Origin of the sequence: Pseudoalteromonas sp. RB2-MNA-CIBAN-0110 (genome assembly GCF_040309305.1) — a bacterium.
Classification (GTDB): Bacteria; Pseudomonadota; Gammaproteobacteria; order Enterobacterales; family Alteromonadaceae; genus Pseudoalteromonas; species Pseudoalteromonas arctica.
Genome location: NZ_JBEOOQ010000289.1, coordinates 1 through 245 on the forward strand (window position 1 = coordinate 1; position 245 = coordinate 245).

Below are 245 nucleotides of genomic sequence, written 5' to 3' on the forward strand. Positions count from 1 at the left end.
TAGTAAATGCGCACTGTTAGTAGATACCAGCGGCAACTTTGCTGCAGTAGAACAACTTGCTAGCGATTTAAAAAAGCACTTAACAACACCTTTGTGTTACTTAGTGGCCACTCATTTTCATGACGATCATTTGCTGGGGATGGCTGTAATGCAGCACTTTTACCCCGATGCGCAATTAATTACCCATCAGCAAGTAAAAACTGACTTTGCCCTTTATCAGCAAGCATTTAACGATAAGCTAGAGG

1 protein-coding gene is annotated in these 245 nt (G+C 41.6%); it reads left to right on the forward strand.

From position 1 onward, the window contains the following. Positions 1–245, forward strand: a 245-nt coding sequence (locus tag AAEY68_RS21525; RefSeq protein ID WP_502935724.1) for an MBL fold metallo-hydrolase, incomplete at both ends; no start/stop codon positions are given.